General features: G+C 71.7%; 17 protein-coding genes. 14 read left to right on the forward strand and 3 right to left on the reverse strand.

What is annotated here, in order from left to right:
- Window positions 1–3: 3 nt before the first annotated feature.
- Both RPQ07_RS24855 and RPQ07_RS24860 read left to right on the forward strand, forming a co-directional pair.
- Window positions 4–912, forward strand: a complete 909-nt coding sequence (locus RPQ07_RS24855; RefSeq protein ID WP_313946389.1) for a ribonuclease Z — start codon at window positions 4–6, stop codon at window positions 910–912.
- A 14-nt stretch (window positions 913–926) separates the two neighbouring features.
- On the forward strand, window positions 927–1,931 hold the full coding sequence (locus RPQ07_RS24860; RefSeq protein WP_313946390.1) for an adenosine deaminase: 1,005 nt from the start codon (window positions 927–929) through the stop codon (window positions 1,929–1,931).
- A 3-nt stretch (window positions 1,932–1,934) separates the two neighbouring features.
- Here the strand turns inward: RPQ07_RS24860 and RPQ07_RS24865 are convergent, their stop codons facing one another.
- Window positions 1,935–2,771, reverse strand: coding sequence for an IclR family transcriptional regulator (locus RPQ07_RS24865; protein ID WP_313946391.1), 837 nt, complete (start codon window positions 2,769–2,771; stop codon window positions 1,935–1,937).
- A 103-nt stretch (window positions 2,772–2,874) separates the two neighbouring features.
- Between RPQ07_RS24865 and RPQ07_RS24870 the strand changes: the two genes are divergently transcribed.
- From RPQ07_RS24870 to era, 12 genes are all read left to right on the forward strand, one after another.
- On the forward strand, window positions 2,875–3,843 hold the full coding sequence (locus tag RPQ07_RS24870; protein WP_313946392.1) for a 5-dehydro-4-deoxyglucarate dehydratase: 969 nt from the start codon (window positions 2,875–2,877) through the stop codon (window positions 3,841–3,843).
- On the forward strand, window positions 3,840–5,138 hold the full coding sequence (locus RPQ07_RS24875; RefSeq protein ID WP_313946393.1) for a glucarate dehydratase family protein: 1,299 nt from the start codon (window positions 3,840–3,842) through the stop codon (window positions 5,136–5,138). Before RPQ07_RS24870 ends, RPQ07_RS24875 begins: the two co-directional genes overlap by 4 nt.
- 134 nt (window positions 5,139–5,272) lie before the next feature.
- Window positions 5,273–6,382, forward strand: a complete 1,110-nt coding sequence (locus RPQ07_RS24880; protein WP_313946394.1) for a carbohydrate kinase family protein — start codon at window positions 5,273–5,275, stop codon at window positions 6,380–6,382.
- Window positions 6,383–6,521: 139 nt separating this feature from the next.
- Window positions 6,522–7,577: a PhoH family protein gene (locus tag RPQ07_RS24885; protein ID WP_313946395.1), complete on the forward strand. Its 1,056-nt coding sequence runs from the start codon at window positions 6,522–6,524 to the stop codon at window positions 7,575–7,577.
- Between the two features lie 9 nt (window positions 7,578–7,586).
- Window positions 7,587–8,084, forward strand: coding sequence for an rRNA maturation RNase YbeY (ybeY, locus tag RPQ07_RS24890; protein ID WP_313946396.1), 498 nt, complete (start codon window positions 7,587–7,589; stop codon window positions 8,082–8,084).
- On the forward strand, window positions 8,081–9,379 hold the full coding sequence (locus RPQ07_RS24895; protein WP_313946397.1) for a hemolysin family protein: 1,299 nt from the start codon (window positions 8,081–8,083) through the stop codon (window positions 9,377–9,379). Before ybeY ends, RPQ07_RS24895 begins: the two co-directional genes overlap by 4 nt.
- Entirely contained in the window at window positions 9,376–9,729 is a 354-nt protein-coding gene (locus RPQ07_RS24900; protein ID WP_313946398.1) for an MmcQ/YjbR family DNA-binding protein, read from the forward strand. Before RPQ07_RS24895 ends, RPQ07_RS24900 begins: the two co-directional genes overlap by 4 nt.
- Window positions 9,730–9,945: 216 nt before the next feature.
- Window positions 9,946–10,680, forward strand: coding sequence for a hypothetical protein (locus RPQ07_RS24905; protein ID WP_313946399.1), 735 nt, complete (start codon window positions 9,946–9,948; stop codon window positions 10,678–10,680).
- Between the two features lie 76 nt (window positions 10,681–10,756).
- Window positions 10,757–11,110: a cytidine deaminase gene (locus tag RPQ07_RS24910; RefSeq protein WP_313946400.1), complete on the forward strand. Its 354-nt coding sequence runs from the start codon at window positions 10,757–10,759 to the stop codon at window positions 11,108–11,110.
- Window positions 11,111–11,382: 272 nt separating this feature from the next.
- Complete coding sequence (locus RPQ07_RS24915; protein WP_313946401.1) at window positions 11,383–12,750, forward strand: beta-xylosidase; 1,368 nt, start codon at window positions 11,383–11,385, stop codon at window positions 12,748–12,750.
- Window positions 12,751–12,818: 68 nt separating this feature from the next.
- The gene (locus tag RPQ07_RS24920; protein WP_313946402.1) at window positions 12,819–13,784 is read left to right on the forward strand and encodes a WxL protein peptidoglycan domain-containing protein; all 966 of its coding nucleotides are present in this window, start codon (window positions 12,819–12,821) and stop codon (window positions 13,782–13,784) included.
- Window positions 13,785–13,795: 11 nt separating this feature from the next.
- On the forward strand, window positions 13,796–14,746 hold the full coding sequence (era, locus tag RPQ07_RS24925) for a GTPase Era (protein ID WP_313946403.1): 951 nt from the start codon (window positions 13,796–13,798) through the stop codon (window positions 14,744–14,746).
- A gap of 5 nt (window positions 14,747–14,751) precedes the next feature.
- Here era and RPQ07_RS24930 read toward each other — a convergent pair whose 3' ends face one another.
- Both RPQ07_RS24930 and RPQ07_RS24935 read right to left on the reverse strand, forming a co-directional pair.
- Entirely contained in the window at window positions 14,752–15,018 is a 267-nt protein-coding gene (locus RPQ07_RS24930; RefSeq protein WP_313946404.1) for a protealysin inhibitor emfourin, read from the reverse strand.
- A 513-nt stretch (window positions 15,019–15,531) separates the two neighbouring features.
- On the reverse strand, window positions 15,532–16,608 hold the full coding sequence (locus RPQ07_RS24935; protein ID WP_313946405.1) for a M4 family metallopeptidase: 1,077 nt from the start codon (window positions 16,606–16,608) through the stop codon (window positions 15,532–15,534).
- Window positions 16,609–16,643 lie beyond the last annotated feature (35 nt).

The raw sequence follows: 16,643 nt of genomic DNA on the forward strand, positions 1-16,643 counted from the left end.
ATCGTGTCCGTCAGAGAACTGGTGGTCCTCGGCACCGCCAGCCAGGTACCCACCCGGCACCGCAACCACAACGGCTACCTGCTGCGGTGGGATGCCGACGGCATCCTCTTCGACCCCGGCGAGGGCACCCAGCGCCAGATGCTGCGCGCCGGGGTGGCCGCCCATGACATCAACCGGATCTGCGTCACGCACTTCCACGGCGACCACTCCCTGGGCCTCGCCGGGGTGATCCAGCGGATCAACCTCGACCGGGTCCCGCACGAGGTGTCCGCGCACTACCCGGCCAGTGGACAGCGGTTCTTCGAGAGGCTGCGGTACGCGACCGCGTACCGCGAGACGGTGTCGCTGACCGAGGCGCCGGTGGCCGCCGACGGGGTCCTGGCCACGACGCCCTCCTACACGCTGGAGGCGCGCCGACTGTCGCACCCCGTCGAGTCGTTCGGCTACCGGCTCATCGAGCCGGACGGCCGGCGGATGCTGCCCGAGGCGCTCGCCGAGCGCGGCATCGCGGGGCCCGACATCGGCCGGCTGCAACGCGAGGGCGAGGTCGGCGGAGTGCGGCTGGAGGAGGTCAGCGAGGCGAGACCGGGCCAGCGGTTCGCGTTCGTCATGGACACCCGCCTCTGCGACGGGGTGTACGCGCTCGCGGACGGCTGCGACATGCTCGTCATCGAGTCGACCTTCCTCGACGAGGACGAGCAACTCGCCTCCGACCACGGCCATCTGACCGCAGGTCAGGCCGCCCGGGTAGCTCGCGACGCGGGAGTGCGGCACCTCGTGCTGACGCACTTCTCGCAGCGCTACACCGACGCGGAGGAGTTCGAGCGGCAGGCCCGCGCCGCCGGATTCGAGGCGGAACTGACCGTCGCCACCGACCTGTTGCGGGTCCCTGTCCCCAAACGACGTCCATGAACGAGGCTTGACCCGTGCCACTCCCCAAGGCCGAACTGCACCTGCACATCGAAGGCACCCTGGAACCCGGACTCGCCTTCGCGCTCGCCGCGCGCAACGGCGTGGAACTGCCCTTCAAGGACGCCGAAGAGCTGCGCCACGCCTATCGCTTCGAGGATCTCCAGTCCTTCCTCGATCTCTATTACCGGCTGATGGCCGTCCTGCACACCGAGGACGACTTCGCCGAGCTCGCCGACGCCTATCTGGCCCGCGCCGCCGCCCAGGGCGTGCGCCACGCCGAGATCTTCTTCGACCCGCAGGCGCACACCTCCCGGGGGGTGCCGCTGGCCACCGTCGTCGAGGGACTCGGCCGGGCGCTCGACGCGAGCGAGGAGCGCCACGGCGTCTCGACCCGCCTGATCATGTGCTTCCTGCGGGACGAGTCGGCCGCGTCGGCGATGGAGACGCTGCTGGCCGCGAAGCCGTATCTGCACCGCATCGCGGGAGTCGGCCTCGACTCGGCGGAGGCGGGTCATCCGCCCTCGAAGTTCCGCGAGGTGTACGAGGCGGCGGCCGATCTCGGGCTGCGCCGGGTGGCGCACGCGGGCGAGGAGGGCCCGCCCGCGTACATCAGCGAGGCGCTGGACGTGCTGGGCGTGGAGCGCGTCGACCACGGGCTCCGCTGCATGGAGGATCCGGAACTGGTCGAACGGCTGGTGCGGGACCGCGTCCCGCTGACGCTCTGCCCGCTGTCGAACGTGCGCCTGCGGGCTGTGCGCACCCTTGAGGAGCACCCCCTGCCGGCCATGATGGACGCCGGTCTGATGTGCACGGTCAACTCCGACGACCCGTCCTACTTCGGCGGTTACGCGGGCGACAACTTCGACGCGGTGCGGCGCGCTCTGGGGATCGGCGAGGAGCGGCTGCGGGAACTGGCCCGCAACTCCTTCCTGGCGTCGTTCCTGGAGGACGACGAGGAGCGCCGGGCCCGGCTGATCGCCGAGGTCGACGCCTACGACTTCGGGGCCGACAGGGCCTAGCGCTCAGCGCCAGTCGGGCGCGCCCTTCGTGCGGGGCGCGAGCGACTCGATCTTCGCCCTGATCTCCCGCATCACCGCCACGATCCGGCGCTCGTGCTCCTCGGTGAGGCGGGCCACCGGCACCGAGCAGCTGATCGCGTCCCGGGCGGGGGAGTCGTAGCGCAGGGCGAAACCGAAGCCGCTGATGCCGAGCACGCCCTCCTCGCGGTCCACGGCGTACCCGCGCTCCCGGACGGCGGCCAGATCTGCGGCGAGAGCCGCGCGGTCGGTACGGGTGTTGGGCGTGAGGCGCGCCAGTTCGCCTGCGGGCAGCGGCAGTTCGGCGAACGGGCGTTCGGCGAGCAGCGCCTTGCCCAGGGCGCCCGCGTGGGCGGGCAGCCGCCGGCCGACCCGGCTGAAGGTGCGCAGATACTCGTGCGACTCGCGGGTGGCGAGGTAGACGACGTCCGGGCCGTCGAGCCGCGCCAGATGAATGGTCTCGCCGAGCGCGTCCGAGGCTTCGTCCAGATAGGGGCGCAGGGCGCCGACCCGCGTGTCGCTGTCCAGATAACTGGTGCCGGTGAGCAGGGCGCGGATGCCGATGCCGTACAGCGAGCCGGTGGCGTCGGTGCGGACCCAGCCGCGGTCGATGAGCGTCTTCAGCAGGGCGTACATGCTGCTGCGCGGCACACCCAGCTCATCGGCGAGCTCGCGCAGCCGCGCCGGGCGGTCGCCACGTGCCGCCAGCACCTCCAGCAGGTCGACCGTGCGGGCCGCCGACTTCACCTCGCGTACCCCGCCGGTCCGCGGTCCCGCTCCCGGCCCGGCGGCCGGTCCCGCCCCGGATTCCGTCTCCGACATGCGCCGATCGTAAGCGGCGGGGCCCGCCCCATTGACGGTCTCTGTCCGTCTATCTAATCTCCATTCTCATCCGTGTATGTCATCTACATAGGGAGACGGCGATATGGGGCACGGCACGGACGTGGACGAACGACCGGCGGCGGACGCCGACGTCGCCGCCCGGCTGCGGGACGGCATGGCGCGCGGAGTGCTCTCCTTCCCGCTCACCAGCTTCCGCGCGGACGGCGGCCTGGACCCCGACGGCTGCCGTGAACACCTTGCTGCCCAGGCCGCGACGGGCCCCGGCGCGCTCTTCCCCGCTTGTGGCACCGGCGAGTTCTTCTCCCTCGACGAGGACGAGTACCGGCAGGTCGTCACCGCCGCCGTCGAGGCCGCGGCCGGCCGCCTGCCCGTCGTCGCGGGCATCGGCTACGGCTGGGCGCAGGCCGTGCGCTTCGCCCGCATCGCCGAGGAGGCGGGCGCGGACGCCGTGCTCGCCCTGCCCCACTACCTGGTGAGCGCCCCGCAGGAAGGGCTCGTCGAGCAGCTGCGCCGGATCACCCGCGCCACCCGCCTGCCACTGATCGCCTACCAGCGCGGACAGGTCGCCTACACCGCCGGCTCCGTACGCCGCATCGCCGCGCTCCCCGGCGTCATCGGGCTCAAGGACGGCCACGGCGACCTCGACCTCGTGCAGCGCCAACGCCTCGCCGCACCGGCCGGCTTCCTGTTCTTCAACGGCGCCGCCACTGCCGAGATCCAGGCCCGGCAGTACGCCTCCATCGGCGTCGGCGCCTACTCCTCCGCCGTCCACGCCTTCGCGCCCGAGATCGCCGACGCGTTCTTCGCCGCGCACCGCGACGGCGACGACCACACCGTCGAACGGCTGCTGCGCGGCTTCTACGTACCGCTCGTCGAACTGCGCGACCGGGTACCCGGATATGCCGTGTCCCTGGTCAAGGCGGCGGCCCGGCTGCGCGGACAGCCCGTCGGGCCGGTACGCGCGCCCCTGACGGAGCCGGGGACCGACGATCTCGCCGCCCTCGAAGCACTGCTCGCAGACGGACTCGACCTGGCAGGAGCCACGGCATGACCCACGACCTGACGATCACCGAGGTGCGCCTCACCCCGATCCTCGTCGCCGACCCGCCGCTGCTCAACACGCAGGGTGTGCACCAGCCCTACACGCCCCGGCTGATCATCGAGGTCGTCACCGCGGACGGGGTGACCGGCGTCGGCGAGACGTACGGCGACACCAAGTACATCGACCTGGCCGACCCGCTGGCCGACGCCCTCCCCGGCTGCCGGGTCGACGACGTGAACGGGCTGCACCGGCTCGCCGACCTGGTCTGCGCGGACTCGCCCGAGGCCACCGGCGCCGACGCGGTGGACGCCGGCGGCCTGCGCGGCGTGCAGACCGCCGGCAAACTGCGGCTCTCGGTCGTCTCCGGCTTCGAGGTCGCCCTGCTCGACGCGCTCGGCAGGACGCTCGGGCTGCCCGTGCACGCGCTGCTGGGCGGCAAGGTCCGCGACGCCGTCGACTACAGCGCCTATCTCTTCTACCGCTGGGCCGAACACCCGGGCGGCGCGGGGGAGTCCGACGACTGGGGCGCGGCACTCGACCCGGCCGGCATCGTGGCCCAGGCCCGCCGCTTCGCCCGCGCGTACGGCTTCGGCTCCTTCAAGCTCAAGGGCGGTGTCTTCGACCCGGACGAGGAGATCGCCGCCGTACGGGCCCTCGCGGAGGCGTTCCCCGGCCAGCCGCTGCGACTGGACCCCAACGGCGCCTGGTCGGTCGAGACCTCGCTCAGGGTCGCCGCCGAACTCGGGGACGTCCTGGAGTATCTGGAGGACCCGGCCGCCACGACCGACCGGATGGCGCGGGTCGCGGCCGGGACGGAGGTGCCGCTCGCGACGAACATGTGCGTGACGACCTTCGCCGAGATCCCCGAGGCGTTCTCGCGCGGCGCCGTCCAAGTCGTCCTCTCCGACCACCACTACTGGGGCGGACTGCGCAACACCCGTGAACTGGCCGCGATCTGCCGCACGTTCGGCGTCGGACTGTCCATGCACTCCAACACCCATCTCGGCATCAGCCTCGCCGCGATGACGCACGTGGCGGCCGTCGTCCCCAACCTCGACTACGCCTGCGACAGCCACTACCCCTGGCAGACCGAGGATGTCGTCACCGAGCGGCTGGAGTTCAAGGACGGCCGCCTCGCCGTCAGCGACCTTCCCGGCCTCGGCGTGGAACTGGACCAGGACCGGCTCGCCCGTCTCCACCGGCGCTGGAGGGACGACGACGGCACGATGCGCGACCGCGACGACGCGGCGGCGATGCGGGTGGCGCACCCGGACTGGTCGGCGCCGGCGGTCCCGCGCTGGTAGACCCGGCCGGCCGGGCCGGTGGACCCCGTACTCCGCCGGACCCGTGCCCCTGTACTCCCGCCGACGGGCTCACCTCGTCACCGGTGCAGATCAGGCAGACTGGCCAGATCTGCACCACGTACGGGAGCGGCACGGTGATCAGTCGACACGCACATCAGACGGACGGCGGAGGCACCTGCCTCGACCCCCTCAAGGCCCTCAGGACCCCCTCCGACCCGCCCTGCGACGTCTACCTCACAGGCACCGTCTTCCTCGACATCATCTTCACGGGCCTCGGCTCCGCCCCCGTCCGCGGCACCGAGTCCTGGGCCCGCGGCATGGGTTCCAGCCCGGGCGGGGTCGCCAACATGGCCACCGCGCTCGCCCGGCTCGGTCTGCACACCTCGCTCGCCGCCGCCTTCGGGGACGACCACTACGGCGAGTACTGCTGGGACGCCCTCGAACAGGGTGAGGGCATCGACCTCTCCCTCTCCCGGACCGTACCCGGCTGGCACTCGCCCGTCACCGTCTCCATGGCGTACGAGGGCGAGCGCACGATGGTGTCCCACGGGCACGAGGCCCCGCCGCCGGAGCCCGCGCCCGACTGTCCCCCGCCCGCCCGGGCCGCCATCGCCTCGCTCACACCCGGCGGAGACGAGTGGGTCGCCCAGGCCGCCCGCAAGGGCACCCGGGTCTTCGCCGACTGCGGCTGGGACGACACGGGCCGCTGGGACCCGGCCGACCTCGCGGACCTGAGCCACTGCGAGGCCTTCCTGCCGAACGCGGAGGAGGCGATGCGCTACACCCGCACCGACTGCCCCCGCGCCGCCGCCCACGCCCTCACCGAGCACGTACCGCTCGCCGTCGTCACCCTCGGTGCCGAGGGCGCGTACGCGGTCGACGGCGCTACCGGCGAGAGCGCGCAGGTTCCGGCCATCGCGGTGGAGGCCCTCGACCCGACCGGTGCGGGTGACGTGTTCGTGGCCGGATACGTCACCGGGACACTCGCCGGCTGGCCGCTCGCCGACCGGCTCGCCTTCGCCGGGCTGACCGCGGCCCTGTCGGTGCAGGAGTTCGGCGGCTCGCTCTCCGCACCCGGCTGGTCCGAGATCGCGGCCTGGTGGCAGCGTGTGCAGGCCCTCACCGACCAGGACCCGGCCGCCCTGCGCCGGTACACCTTCCTCGACGACCTGCTGCCCGCGCCGGTCAGGCCCTGGCCGCTGCGCAGGGCCGTGCCGACGATCGGTTTCCGCAGCCCGGCCTGACCCCCCGGCGGGGGAGCGCGGTGTCCCCCCGGAAAAGCCCTCGGCCTTGTCAGTGCCGCGTCGTACGCTTGTGTTCCAGAGGTTGTCGAGCAGCGAGAACCCTGCAACGGGAGGTATGTGCAGGCCACAGAGCCGGCCCATGACTCAGACACCCAAAGCCCACACCCGTCCCCAGCGCCCTGGGGGCGCGGGGGAATCCCAGGCGCCGGGGCAGGCACGAGCCCACTTCACCGTTCCCGCCAAGCATCCGATGGTGACGGTCCTCGGCTCGGGTGATGTCCTCCTGCGCGTGATCGAGAAGGCCTTCCCGGCGGCCGACATCCATGTCCGGGGCAATCAGGTCAGCGCGATCGGGGACGCGACGGAGGTCGCCCTCATCCAGCGCCTGTTCGACGAGATGATGCTCGTGCTCCGCACCGGGCAGCCGATGACGGAGGACGCAGTGGAACGCTCGATCGCCATGCTCAGGGCGGGCGAGAACGGCAACGGCGACGGGGCCGAGACCCCCGCCGAGGTGCTCACCCAGAACATCCTCTCCAGCCGCGGCCGGACGATCCGCCCCAAGACGCTCAACCAGAAGCGGTACGTCGACGCCATCGACAAGCACACGATCGTGTTCGGCATCGGCCCCGCCGGTACCGGCAAGACGTATCTCGCCATGGCGAAGGCGGTCCAGGCCCTGCAGTCCAAGCAGGTCAACCGGATCATCCTGACCCGGCCGGCCGTGGAGGCGGGCGAGCGGCTCGGCTTCCTGCCGGGCACGCTCTACGAGAAGATCGACCCGTATCTGCGCCCGCTGTACGACGCGCTGCACGACATGCTCGACCCCGACTCCATCCCCCGGCTGATGGCCGCGGGCACGATCGAGGTCGCGCCGCTGGCGTACATGCGGGGTCGAACGCTCAATGACGCGTTCATCATCCTCGACGAGGCGCAGAACACCAGCGCCGAGCAGATGAAGATGTTCCTGACCCGCCTCGGCTTCGACTCGAAGATCGTCATCACCGGTGACGTCACCCAGGTCGACCTGCCGAACGGGACGAAGAGCGGTCTGCGACAGGTCCAGGACATCCTGGACGGCGTCGAGGACGTGCACTTCTCCCGGCTCACGAGCCAGGATGTCGTCCGGCACAAGCTCGTCGGCCGTATCGTCGACGCGTACGAGAAGTACGACGACCGCAACGGGAAGCAGTAGCAGCGCACCATGTCGATCGACGTCAACAACGAGTCCGGAACCGAGGTCGACGAGCAGGCGGTCCTCGATGTCGCCCGCTATGCCCTCGCGCGGATGCGTATCCACCCGCTCTCCGAGCTCTCGGTGATCGTCGTGGACGCCGAAGCCATGGAGCAGTTGCACATCCAGTGGATGGACCTGCCGGGTCCGACGGATGTCATGTCCTTCCCGATGGACGAGCTGCGTCCGCCGGTCAAGGACGACGAGGAGCCCCCGCAGGGGCTCCTCGGTGACATCGTGCTCTGCCCCGAGGTCGCCAAGAAGCAGGGCGAGGAAGCCCCGACGCAGCACTCCATGGACGAGGAGCTCCAGCTCCTGACCGTCCATGGCGTGCTGCACCTGCTGGGGTACGACCACGAGGAGCCGGACGAGAAGGCCGAGATGTTCGGCCTCCAGGCGGCGATCATCGATGGCTGGCGGGCGGAGAAGGGCCACACCGGCCCCTCCCCGGCGCCGACCGTTTCATGAGCGCCCCCCTGGTCTTCGGCGCGGTCCTGCTGGTCGTCGTCGCGTGGCTCGCCGCGTGCGCGGAAGCGGGCATCGCCCGCACCTCCAGCTTCCGCGCCGCCGAGGCCGTCCGCTCCGGCCGCCGTGGCGCCGACAAGCTGGAGCAGGTCGCCGCCGACCCCACCCGCTATCTGAACGTCGCCCTGCTGGTGCGGGTGGCCTGCGAGATGGCGGCGGGTGTCCTGGTGACCTACGCCTGTCTTCAGGAGTTCTCCGCGACCTGGGAGGCGCTGACCGTCGCCATCGGCGTGATGGTCCTCGTCTCGTACGTCGCCGTGGGCGTCTCGCCGCGCACCATCGGCCGCCAGCACCCGCTGAACACGGCGACGGCCGCCGCGTACGTCCTGCTGCCGCTGGCCCGGATCATGGGCCCGGTGCCCCAGTTGCTGATCCTCATCGGCAACGCGCTCACGCCCGGCAAGGGCTTCCGCAAGGGCCCGTTCGCGAGCGAGGCCGAACTGCGGGCCATGGTCGACCTCGCCGAGCAGGAGTCCCTCATCGAGGACGACGAGCGCCGGATGGTGCACTCCGTCTTCGAGCTCGGTGACACCCTCGTGCGCGAAGTGATGGTGCCGCGCACCGACCTGGTCTCCATCGAGCGCTACAAGACCGTCCGTCAGGCCCTCACCCTGGCCCTGCGCTCCGGCTTCTCGCGCATCCCCGTCACGGGCGAGAACGAGGACGACATCGTGGGCGTCGTCTACCTCAAGGACCTGGTGCGCAAGACGCACATCAACCGCGACGCGGAGGCCGATCTGGTCTCCACCGCGATGCGGCCCGCCGTCTTCGTGCCCGACACCAAGAACGCCGGCGACCTGCTGCGCGAGATGCAGCAGAAGCGCAACCACGTCGCCGTCGTCATCGACGAGTACGGCGGCACGGCCGGCATCGTCACCATCGAGGACATCCTGGAGGAGATCGTCGGCGAGATCACCGACGAGTACGACCGGGAGCTGCCGCCGATCGAGGAGCTGGGCGACGGCCGCTTCCGTGTCACCGCACGGCTCGACATCGGCGATCTGGGCGAGCTGTACGGCCTCGACGAACTGGACGACGAGGACGTGGAGACCGTCGGCGGTCTGCTGGCGAAGGCGCTCGGCAGGGTGCCGATCGCCGGTGCGTCCGCGACCGTCGACCTGCCGGACGGGCGCGCGCTGCGCCTGACCGCCGAGTCCCCGGCCGGCCGGCGCAACAAGATCGTCACGGTGCTGGCGGAGCCTGTGCCGCAGAGCCCCCAGGGAGAGAACGCCGCATGACGCCGAGCGAACTGAGAGCGTTCTGCCTGGAGTTCAACGACGCGGCCGAGGAGTTCCCCTTCGGACCCGAGACATCGGTGTTCAAGGTCGCCGGGAAGCTGTTCGCGCTCTCCGCGCTGGACGGGGAGCCGTTGACGGTGAACCTGAAGTGCGAGCCCGAGATGGCCGTTCAGCTGCGGGCCGAGCACCCGGCGATCGTGCCGGGCTGGCACATGAACAAGCGCCACTGGAACACGGTGACGGTGGGAGAGCTCCCGGACCGTCTCGTCCGGGAGCTGATCGAGGACAGTTACGACCTGGTGGTGGCCGGGCTGCCGAAGGCGGTCCGGCTGCGGCTGGACCGCGGCTGAGCGCCCGGTCTCACCGGCCCGCGCCGCTCCCCGGTGAGTCCGAAGTCCCCCTGCGCGGTGGCCATTTCCGCGGACAGTTCCGCGGACAACCCGGCGGGTACACGTACACGATGTACCCCATCGCGGGCTGACCTGGAGGAATGTGTATCCTCTGCGCGTTACAGGGGAGGGGGGAAGCTCCCCGTCGGATCGGGAATTCAGGGGAGTCACCGCATCATGCGTACGCGTTTCGGCCGCGCCACGGCCGCAGTTCTCACTGCCTCCGCGCTCTGCCTCACGGCAGCGGCCTGCGGTTCGTCGGACGACGACAAGAAGCCGGCCTCCTCGGCCGGTAAGGACACGGCCAAGGACGGCGCCGGCAAGGGCGCCGAGAAGCCGGCCACCGTGCTGACGGCCGCCCAGATGAAGGCCGCCACGCTGGCGGTCAAGGACCTGCCGGCGGGCTGGAAGGCCGACGCCGCCGCTCCGGCCACGGACGAGGCGCCTCCGAAGGCGGACAAGCCCGTGTGCCAGCCGGTCGCCGACCTGCTCGCCGACAAGGTCGCGGGGGCGACCATGGGCGGTGGCCAGGACTTCACCGACGCCAAGGGCTTCAACATCCTCAGCCAGCAGGTCATGACGTTCCCCGGCACCGGTGCCGCGGACTTCGTGAAGGCGTTCGGCCCGGCCCTCGACGGCTGCACCGGCTTCAAGGTGACGGGCGAGGACGGGTACCCGGTGAAGGTCGAGAAGCTCGCCGGGCCCACGGCCGGCGAGACGTCGTACACCTTCAAGATGACGATGGAGATCCCGGGCTTCGGCCAGGGCATCACCTCGCACATGCTGGTGATGCACCAGGGCACCGGCGTCGCGCGCCTCGCGTACGTTCCCGGTGACAAGGCCGCGGGCGCGGCCTTCGGCGACCTCGCCAAGCGCGCGGGCGACAAGTTCGTCCAGGGCGTCCAGGGCTGACGCCGAGCCCGTCGGCGCGGGGTCCGGGCGCAGCCCCGCAGGACCCCGCGCCGGCCTGGGATCTATGCTCGCGGACATGACGCAGAGCACCGACCTCGACCCCGAGGACCGCAAGATCATCACTCTGGCGCGCAGCGTACGCGCCCGCAACGGTGTGCCGGAGGGCGCGGCGGTACGGGACGAGACCGGCCGCACGTACGCCGCGGGCACGGTGGCGCTGGAGTCGCTGAAGCTGAGCGCGCTGCAGACGGCGGTCGCGATGGCCGTCGCGAGTGGTGCGACGTCGCTGGAGGCCGCGGCGGTCGTCGGCGACGCGGACGCCGTGGCGGACGCGGACCGTGCGGCGGTCCGCGACCTCGCGGGACCGCAGACGCCGGTGCTGCTCGCGGGCCCCGACGGCGGCCTCAGGGCCACGGTCACCGCTGGCTGAGACGGCCGTGCCCGGCCCGCCGAGGCGGAGCCGGGCCCCGCTCCTGTTCGAGTGGTCCGGCCGGGCCCCGCGACCCGTGCCGCCCGGTACGGACCTTCCCGGTGGCGGCGATTCCCCTTCCGGCCTGCGCATACGCGGATCATGGCGAGACGGACGGTCCGGATCTTGACAGCATCTGATGGGTCATCAGGCAGGGCTGTTCGACGGCATTGACTTCTTGCGACGGCGACCCGTCAATGGCCCCCTGCATCCCTCCCGAAGGGGGCCATCACATGGCGTCGCACACCCGAAGACCAACCGCTCGAAGACCAGTTGCCCGAAGATCCGCCCGACGGCGGCGCTGGGCGGCCGCCCTGGGCGCGGTCGCCCTGATCGCCGGCACCGCGGCACTCGCCGCACCGGCGAACGCGCTCACCGCGGCCGCCGCGCCGGTGGACTTCCCGACCCACTGCGTACCGCCGCCCATCGCGGGCATACCGCCGATCGACGGCACCACGACCGCCCAGATCACCGTCGACAAGGCCGCTCCCAAGGTCGGCGACACGGTCACGGTCACCTACACGGTCACCAAGCCGGCGGCCAGCAACCCCGTCGACCTCGCCCTCCCGGCCGACATCATGACGCCCAGCGGCAAGGTCACGCTCGGCGGCGCCCAGACGGGCAGCGTCACCGTCACCGGGCCCAAGAAGAACCCGCCCGTGCCCGGCAAGGGAGCGTTCCCGCCGTTCTCGATGACCGGCACGTTCACGGTCACCGCGGCCGGCTCGATCACCCTCTCGCCCGGCGACTACAACATCCACACCAGCTACATCATGGAGCTGGACACCCCCTGCACCGTGACCGATCCGCCCGCGCCCGTCTCCGAGACGGTCGTCGCGACGGACCAGCCGGGGGCCAATGAGCGCACCGTCCAGCTGGGCACGGCCTCCGGGAACCCGGGGGACGAGGTCACGGTCACCGGTGCCAAGTTCAGTCCGCTCACCGACATCACGGTCGTCGGACGGGCCGGAGCGGCCGAGACCGCCGACAGAACGACGGTCACGTCCGACGCGGCCGGCGGATTCACCGCCACTCTCCAGGTCGGTGACCTGGCGACCACGGGCATCGTCGCGTACGAGGGCGGCGCCTGGAGTGCGGAGAAGGGCGCGGGGCCGGCGGCGTACACCGTCGTCGACGACACACCGCTCCCGGAGAACAGCCAGAAGCTCAGCGCCTCGGTCGCAGCGGGCACGCTGTCCATGTCCCAGGCCGGTGACACCGTCGAACTCTCGGCGGTCGACTTCGGTACGGGCGGGGCCGCGGGCGGCGATCTGCGGACGGTGACGGTCAAGGACTTCCGCGGCGGCCCCGCGGGCTGGTCCCTGACGGGCAAGGTCACCGACTTCACGGGCCCCGGCGGCAGGATCGGCGCGGGTGAGCTCGGCTGGACGCCGGCCTGTGCCACCAAGCAGGGCAGCCCGAGCACCTGCGCGGCCGGATCCCCCGGACCGGTCGGCAGCGGGGGTGCCACGCTCGCCTCCACGCCCAACGGGGCCGTCACCGGTGGTGAGTTCACCGTCGACGCCAAGGTCTCGCTGAACGTGCCGGCGTTCACCGCACCCGGCACCTACTCCGGCGTGCTGACGCTCACGCTCACCTGAGCCGGCGAAAAGAACGGCGGGCCGGGCGCGCACCCGGTCGGCCCGCCTCGTCCCTGGGGGATGAGCTCATGCGCAAGCTGTACGCCGTTCTGCCGCTGCTCGGCCTGCCCCTGCTGGCCCTGCTGCTGTTCGGCCCGGCGCCGACGGCCCGGGCCGCGGACAACGGCAACTGGTCCGTCTATCCCGCCTCGTCGCAGCTGGGCGCGCGGCCGTACTTCTATCTCTCGGCCGAGCCCGGCACCACCCTGACCGACTGGGTCACCGTCACCAACAAGAGCGCTGCCCCGCTGACCTTCCGGCTGTACGCGGCGGACGCCTACAACACCGCACGGGACGGCGGGTTCGCCGTACGCGCGCCGAACGAGAAGCAGCGCGGCGTCGGCGCCTGGACCAGGCCCGAACGCGACCGCGTCACCGTCCCCGCCCGTGGCTCGGTCACCGTGCCGTACACCGTCACCGTCCCGGAGACCGCCGAGCCCGGTGACCACCCCGGCGCGCTGGTCGCACTCGACGAGCGGATCAGCCCCTCCACGGGCTCGGTCGCCGTCGGCATCCGGCAGGCCGTCGGCGCCCGCGTCTACCTGCGGGTGAACGGCCCGACCGTGCCCGCGATGTCCGTCGAGGACGTCCGGCTCAGCCACGACCAGTCGCTGGTGCCGGGCGCCGGCGAGAGCAACGCCGTGATCTCGTACACCCTCCACAACCGAGGCAACGTCACGCTCAACCCCCGGGTCGCCCTCAAGGCGGAAGGTCTCTTCGGACGCGACCTGCTCAGCCGGAAGCTGACCGGAATCCCCTCCGAACTCCTGCCGCGCCAGAAGATCCGGCTCACCGAACGGTGGGCGGGCGCACCCCGGCTGGAGTGGGGCGAGGTGCGGCTGACGGCCAGTGCGCGGGACGTCCGGGAGTCCGCCGGTGTCACCTTCTTCGCGCTCCCGTGGCTCGTCGCCGTGGTGCTCGTCGCGGCCGTCGCGGGCGCGGGCGTATGGGCCAGAGTCAGGCATGCGCGGGCGCGCGTGCCCAGGGGCGCCTGACATCAGGGACAATGGGCGCCATGAGCGTTCCTACCCAGTCCTCCGAGGCCCCCCATCGGGCCGGCTTCGCCTGCTTCGTCGGCCGTCCCAACGCGGGCAAGTCCACCCTGACGAACGCTCTGGTCGGCCAGAAGGTGGCCATCACCTCCAGCCGGCCGCAGACGACCCGGCACACCGTGCGCGGCATCGTGCACCGGCCGGACGCGCAGCTGATCCTGGTGGACACCCCCGGCCTCCACAAGCCGAGGACCCTGCTCGGCGAGCGGCTCAACGACGTCGTCCGCACCACCTGGGCCGAGGTCGACGTCATCGGCTTCTGCCTGCCCGCCGACCAGAAGCTCGGCCCGGGCGACCGGTTCATCGCCAAGGAACTGGCCGGGATCAGGAAGACGCCGAAGGTCGCGATCGTCACCAAGACCGACCTCGTCGACTCCAAGACCCTCGCCGAGCAGCTGATCGCGATCGACCAGCTCGGTAAGGAGCTGGGCATGGAGTGGGCGGAGATCGTCCCCGTCTCGGCGGTCGGCGGCAAGCAGGTCCAGCTCGTGGCCGACCTGCTCACCCCGCTGCTCCCCGAGGGCCCGCCGCTCTACCCCGAGGGCGACCTCACCGACGAGCCCGAGCAGGTCATGGTCGCGGAGCTGATCCGCGAGGCCGCGCTGGAAGGCGTACGGGACGAGCTGCCGCACTCGATCGCGGTCGTGGTCGAGGAGATGCTGCCGCGCGAGGACCGCCCGGCGGACAAGCCGCTGCTGGACATCCACGCCAACGTCTACATCGAGCGCCCCAGCCAGAAGGGCATCATCATCGGCCCGAAGGGCAAGCGCCTGAAGGAAGTCGGCACGAAGTCCCGCAAGCACATCGAGGCGCTGCTGGGTACGCCGGTCTTCCTGGACCTGCACGTCAAGGTCGCGAAGGACTGGCAGCGGGATCCCAAGCAGCTGCGCAAGCTGGGGTTCTGAGCCGGTCAGGCACCTTCCTTGAGCACACGTGAGATCAGCGTGCGCTGAGCCTCGGACAGACGGGGGTCGGCGCACTGGACGGTCCGCCCGTCGACGGTGATGCGGTAACTGAACCCGTCGGCCACCTCGCCGGGAAGGCCGGTCCGGTCGCCGGCGAGGGCCTGTTCGGCGAGGTCGTGCCAGGTGGAGGCGTCGGGTCGGCCGGTGGTGTCGACTTCGGCGACGCGCTCGATCCCGGCGAAGCCGCCGGTGCGGTGGACGTGGATACGCATGGGTCCTGTTCTAGCCCCTGCGACCCCGCGCCTCAATCGCCGGCGGGGCGGGGTGGGGCTGGTGGGCTGGCCGTGACAGGGGCGTTCATTTCCAGCCCGTCCGGCGATTGAGGACATGCCCGTAGGGCGTGCGGGACGGTCCGGGCCGCGGGTGGCTGCGTGGCGCGGGCTCGTTGCGGGGCTCTGCCCCGGGCCCCGCGCCTCAATCGCCGGCGGGGCTGGATTGGGCCGGCTGATCACCCGCACCGAGCGCGGGTTGCCCGGTCAAGGGGTTGGATGTCCAGCCCGTCCGGCGTTTGAGGACATGCCCGTAGGGCGTGCGGGACGGTCCGGGCCGCAGGAGACTGCGTGGCGCGGGGTCGTTGCGGGGCTCTGCCCCGGGTCCCGCGCCTCAATCGCCGGCGGGGCTGGGTGTGCGAGCCGCGTGGCGGCACACGGCCCGCAGCGGCGTGCGGGACAAGCCAGGGCGCGCCCCGAGGCGGGAACGGGCGCCCGCCCCGGTGGGCCGGGAGGTCAGACCTCCCGGGGCGTCATCGTCGGGACACCCACCTGCGACCACGCCTTCAGTAGCGCGTCCAGCTCCTCCCCCTCCCCGAATCGCGACGTCGCCGCCGACACCGTCGCCCGCGCGAACGACGCGAAGTCCGCGTCCACCGTCAGCGCACCCCCCGTCAGGGTGTCGAACCAGATCCGTCCCGCCCGTTCCCACGCCTTGCCGCCGAGCTGCGTGGCCAGCAGGCAGAACGCGTGGTTCGGGATGCCGGAGTTGATGTGCACTCCGCCGTTGTCCCGGCCCGTGCGGACGTACTGGTCCATCGTCGCCGGCTGCGGGTCCTTGCCGAGGACGTCGTCGTCGTACGCCGTGCCCGGCTCCTTCATGGAGCGCAGGGCCACGCCCGTCACCCGCGGGGCCAGGAGGCCCGCGCCGATCAGCCAGTCCGCCTGGTCCGCCGTCTGGTCGAGGGTGTACTGCTTGACCAGCGAGCCCATCACGTCCGACATCGACTCGTTCAGCGCGCCGGGCTGGCCGAAGTAGCTCAGGTTCGCCGTGTACTGGGTCAGGCCGTGCGCCAGCTCGTGGGCGATCACGTCGACCGGGAGCGAGAAGTCGAGGAAGATCTCGCCGTCCCCGTCGCCGAACACCATCTGCTCGCCGTCCCAGAACGCGTTCCCGTAGTTCTCGTCGTAGTGGACGCTCGCGCTCAGCGGCAGGCCCTCGCCGTCGAGGGAGTTGCGCCCGTACGCGGAGAGCAGCAGCTCGAACGTGGCGCCGAGGCCCGCGTAGACCCGGTTCACGGTCGCGTCCTTGCCGGGCGCGTCGCCCTCGCCGCGTACCTTCTCGCCCGGCAGCACCGTGCCGTGGCCGCAGTCGTGGACGGTGCGTTGTGGGCGGCCGGTGGCCGCGCCGGCCGGCGGGAGCGCGGCGGCGGCGCCGATGACGGTGGTCAGCCGACGGCGCGTGCGCTGTGCGGCGTCCGCCTCCAGGGTGCGGCGGGCGGGGCCGGCGAGCGCCGGGTCATCCGCCCGGGCGAGCTTGTCGAGGACGTGGGGCGGCACGATCGTGCAGAAAACGGGATGGATGTCAGCCATGTCTGGCAATGTGGCACTGAGTTACGCGCTTGTCA

The organism is Streptomyces sp. AM8-1-1 (genome assembly GCF_032229325.1).
Taxonomy (GTDB): domain Bacteria; phylum Actinomycetota; class Actinomycetes; order Streptomycetales; family Streptomycetaceae; genus Streptomyces; species Streptomyces achmelvichensis.

Coding starts and splice junctions, on each gene's coding strand:
- RPQ07_RS24865 (WP_313946391.1), bottom strand. CDS start 2,771: ATGTCGGAGACGGAATCCGGGGCGGGACCGGCCGCCGGGCCGGGAGCG.
- RPQ07_RS24870 (WP_313946392.1), top strand. CDS start 2,875: ATGGGGCACGGCACGGACGTGGACGAACGACCGGCGGCGGACGCCGAC.
- RPQ07_RS24875 (WP_313946393.1), top strand. CDS start 3,840: ATGACCCACGACCTGACGATCACCGAGGTGCGCCTCACCCCGATCCTC.
- RPQ07_RS24885 (WP_313946395.1), top strand. CDS start 6,522: ATGACTCAGACACCCAAAGCCCACACCCGTCCCCAGCGCCCTGGGGGC.
- ybeY (WP_313946396.1), top strand. CDS start 7,587: ATGTCGATCGACGTCAACAACGAGTCCGGAACCGAGGTCGACGAGCAG.
- RPQ07_RS24895 (WP_313946397.1), top strand. CDS start 8,081: ATGAGCGCCCCCCTGGTCTTCGGCGCGGTCCTGCTGGTCGTCGTCGCG.
- RPQ07_RS24900 (WP_313946398.1), top strand. CDS start 9,376: ATGACGCCGAGCGAACTGAGAGCGTTCTGCCTGGAGTTCAACGACGCG.
- RPQ07_RS24905 (WP_313946399.1), top strand. CDS start 9,946: ATGCGTACGCGTTTCGGCCGCGCCACGGCCGCAGTTCTCACTGCCTCC.
- RPQ07_RS24910 (WP_313946400.1), top strand. CDS start 10,757: ATGACGCAGAGCACCGACCTCGACCCCGAGGACCGCAAGATCATCACT.
- RPQ07_RS24915 (WP_313946401.1), top strand. CDS start 11,383: ATGGCGTCGCACACCCGAAGACCAACCGCTCGAAGACCAGTTGCCCGA.
- RPQ07_RS24920 (WP_313946402.1), top strand. CDS start 12,819: ATGCGCAAGCTGTACGCCGTTCTGCCGCTGCTCGGCCTGCCCCTGCTG.
- era (WP_313946403.1), top strand. CDS start 13,796: ATGGGCGCCATGAGCGTTCCTACCCAGTCCTCCGAGGCCCCCCATCGG.
- RPQ07_RS24930 (WP_313946404.1), bottom strand. CDS start 15,018: ATGCGTATCCACGTCCACCGCACCGGCGGCTTCGCCGGGATCGAGCGC.
- RPQ07_RS24935 (WP_313946405.1), bottom strand. CDS start 16,608: ATGGCTGACATCCATCCCGTTTTCTGCACGATCGTGCCGCCCCACGTC.